Genomic DNA, 2,945 nt, shown 5'->3' with positions numbered 1-2,945 from the left:
CAAGAATATATTTTTCAGATTTAATGCAACGTGATCTAGATTCCCATTGCTTTATATTTTCATGATTTCTGTCTTCTTTTAAAAAAATACCATAACACAATATAGAAAACTGGTCAGTACCACAATTTTTTAAAAAATCTATTATTTTCATTTAGTTACCACTAATTAGGTTTAATTGATTATTATCTGGTATAAAGCTTGCAATGACTTTATCCTTATACGGCCCATCTTTTGCAACAACAATAACAACGTATTTCCCATTTGATTTACCTAATAAGCAATATTGGAACAGTAATCATGGGAAATCATGAATAGCCTTTAGGCAGAAGGAAAGATTATGAAAGACCGACAGCATTTGTTCAACCTCATCATCATCGGCGATGAAATCCTGCACGGCAGCCGCCAAGACAAGCATTTCGCCTTTTTCAAATCTTTATTGGAATCGCGCGGGCTGAAACTCAATCAGGTGCAATATCTGCCCGATGAACCCGAATTGCTGGTCAAACAACTGCGCCGCAGTTTTTCAGACGGCCTGCCGACTTTCGTTACCGGCGGTATCGGCTCTACGCCTGACGACCACACGCGCCAAGCCGCAGCGGCTGCTTTGGATTTGCCCGTTGTCCGCCATCCTGAAGCCGCCAAGTTTATCGAAGGCGTAACCCTGAAACGCGGCGAGCCGCTCGATTCGCCGGAACACGCCCAACGCCTGAAAATGGCGGATTTTCCCGAAGGCGCGGAACTTGTGCCCAATCCGTTTAATAATATCGCCGGATTTTCCATCCGCGAGCATTATTTCTTCCCCGGTTTCCCCGTGATGGCGCACCCGATGGCGGAATGGGTATTGGAAACTTATTACGCCAACCGTTTCAACCAAACTGAACGCGGCAGCCGCAGCGTGTATGTGTTCGACCAACCCGAGTCGCGCATTACGCCGATTATGGAACATCTTGAGCGTACCTACGCCGGTGTCCGTTCTTACAGCCTGCCCACCGTGGGCCGTACCGATTCAGACGGCCGTTACACTCCGCCGCATATCGAGTTCGGCATCAAAGCGGAAGGTGAGGCCTGCCGCTTGTTGGATACGGCGTGGGAAGATGCGTTGCAGGGTTTGCAGGCGATTGGCGCGACTTTGAAAGAAACGGTGGAATAATGCACTTATCCCCGGCCCAATCCAGACGCGCACTGATTTTTGCCTCTTTGCTGTTTTTGCCGCCGACCCTCATCATCGGCATTTGGCTGGCGCAATATGGCGGCTTCGCTTTTGAACCGCCGCTGATGCACGCCGTCCATGCCCATGCGGGCACATGGTTTGACCCGATTGCCACCGTGTTGCACTATCTGGGCAAAACCGAGATTGCCGTGCCGCTGATCGGCGCAGTCGCCGCAGCCCTGTATTTTGCCGATAAGAAGCGCGAAGCACTGTTTTGCGTGTTGGCGGCATTGATGCCGACTTTGAACATGCTGATTGTGAAGGTTTGGTTTGCCCGCGAACGTCCGCTGCTTTGGCCGCGCCTGATTGAAGAGAGCAATTTTTCCTTTCCCAGCGGCCACAGTACGTTTTCCGCCGCCATTGCCGTCATGCTGATATTGCTTTGCCGCCGCACGCGCTACCGCCGCGCCGCTTGGATAGGCGGTATTTCCTTTGCCCTGCTGACCGGGTTTTCACGCATTTATTTGGGCGTGCATTATCCCACCGACGTTTGGGCAGGCTGGACAAACGGCACGCTGACTGCCTTGCTGGTGTATATGCTCATCTTCAGGCCGTCTGAAAAATAGAAGAAACGAATCATGAATACACGTTCACCCAACACGCCTTATTGGCTCAGAAACGGCCATGCCGACACCCTGTTTGCCAAGCTGCTGCAAGGCAAAGCGCCTGACTACCGCCGCGAGCTTCTGCCCGACAGCACCGGCAAAACCCAAGTTGCCTACGATTTTGTCGACAGCGCCGACCCCGATGCGCCGTTGGTGGTTTTGTTCCACGGACTGGAAGGCAGCAGCGAGAGCCATTACGCGGTCGAGTTGATGAAAGCCGTACAGCAGCGCGGTTGGAACGGCGTGGTTGCCCATTTCCGCAGTTGCGGCGGCATAGAAAACACCGCGCCCGTGTTCTACCACCTCGGCGATACGTCCGAAATCGCCTTTATGCTCAACACGCTTGCCCGACGCTATTCAATCATCTACGCCGTCGGCGTTTCTTTGGGGGGTAATGCTTTGGCCAAATATTTGGGCGAGCAGGGCAGCAATGCCGTTCCGCGCGCTTCTGCCGTCGTTTCTGCACCGGTTGATGCCGTAGCGGCAGGTACGCGTTTTGATCAGGGCATGACGCGACTGATTTACACGCGCTATTTTTTGAATTCACTGTTGCCGAAAGCCCAGGCGATTCCCCGGTTTCAGACGGCCTTAAGCCAGCAAAACTGCAAAACGCTTGGCGATTTTGACGACCGCTTTACCGCGCCGCTACACGGTTTTGCCGACCGCCACGATTACTACCGCCGCAATTCCTGCAAACCGTTTCTGAAAGGCGTGGATACGCCGTTGCTGTTGCTTAATGCCGTCAACGACCCCTTCCTGCCGCCGGAAGCCCTGCCGACCGGGCGGGATGTGTCCTCGGCCGTTACGCTGTTGCAACCGGCATACGGCGGTCATGTCGGCTTTGTCAGCCGCGATCAGGGCCGTCTGAATCTGCAATGGCTGCCGCAAACGGTGTTGGACTATTTCAAACAGTATCAGCCGTAAATGAAAAAGGACATGTATGCGACATGCCCTTAGTGTGCAGAAAGTAAAAAGGCCGTCTGAAAACGAATTTCAGACGGCTTTTTGAATGGCTTGATTATTTGCCTTTGTTGTCGGCTTTGGCTTCTTTTTTCAGAGAAGCGTACAACTCAGGGTCGCGGTTTTTCAGCAGGGAAGCAACGGCCAAGTCGTCACGGTTGACTTTAGCT

The 2,945-nt window shown here is 52.5% G+C and carries 3 protein-coding genes and 1 pseudogene; 3 read left to right on the top strand and 1 reads right to left on the bottom strand.

The annotated features are described in order from the left end of the window. Positions 1-337: 337 nt before the first annotated feature. The 3 genes from ACTHUE_RS14420 to ACTHUE_RS14410 are packed head-to-tail and all read left to right on the top strand — an operon-like array spanning position 338 to position 2,739. Positions 338-1,150, top strand: a complete 813-nt coding sequence (locus ACTHUE_RS14420) for a competence/damage-inducible protein A (RefSeq protein ID WP_070461244.1) — start codon at positions 338-340, stop codon at positions 1,148-1,150. Beyond that, entirely contained in the window at positions 1,150-1,776 is a 627-nt protein-coding gene (locus ACTHUE_RS14415; protein WP_070461243.1) for a phosphatase PAP2 family protein, read from the top strand. The genes ACTHUE_RS14420 and ACTHUE_RS14415 overlap by 1 nt, the downstream gene beginning before the upstream one ends. A 12-nt stretch (positions 1,777-1,788) precedes the next feature. Further along, positions 1,789-2,739 carry a YheT family hydrolase gene (locus tag ACTHUE_RS14410; protein ID WP_070624688.1) on the top strand — a complete coding sequence of 317 codons (951 nt, stop codon included), beginning with the start codon at positions 1,789-1,791 and terminating at the stop codon, positions 2,737-2,739. Positions 2,740-2,833: 94 nt separating this feature from the next. Here the strand turns inward: ACTHUE_RS14410 and ACTHUE_RS14405 are convergent. Further along, positions 2,834-2,945: pseudogene (locus tag ACTHUE_RS14405) on the bottom strand (transcriptional regulator); the annotation flags it as partial.

It is taken from the genome of Neisseria sp. P0021.S005, assembly GCF_051956955.1.
The sequence above is the reverse complement of the archived record's forward strand: the minus strand, read 5'-3'. Positions and strand labels throughout refer to the sequence as shown.

Coding starts and splice junctions, on each gene's coding strand:
- ACTHUE_RS14420 (WP_070461244.1), top strand. CDS start 338: ATGAAAGACCGACAGCATTTGTTCAACCTCATCATCATCGGCGATGAA.
- ACTHUE_RS14415 (WP_070461243.1), top strand. CDS start 1,150: ATGCACTTATCCCCGGCCCAATCCAGACGCGCACTGATTTTTGCCTCT.
- ACTHUE_RS14410 (WP_070624688.1), top strand. CDS start 1,789: ATGAATACACGTTCACCCAACACGCCTTATTGGCTCAGAAACGGCCAT.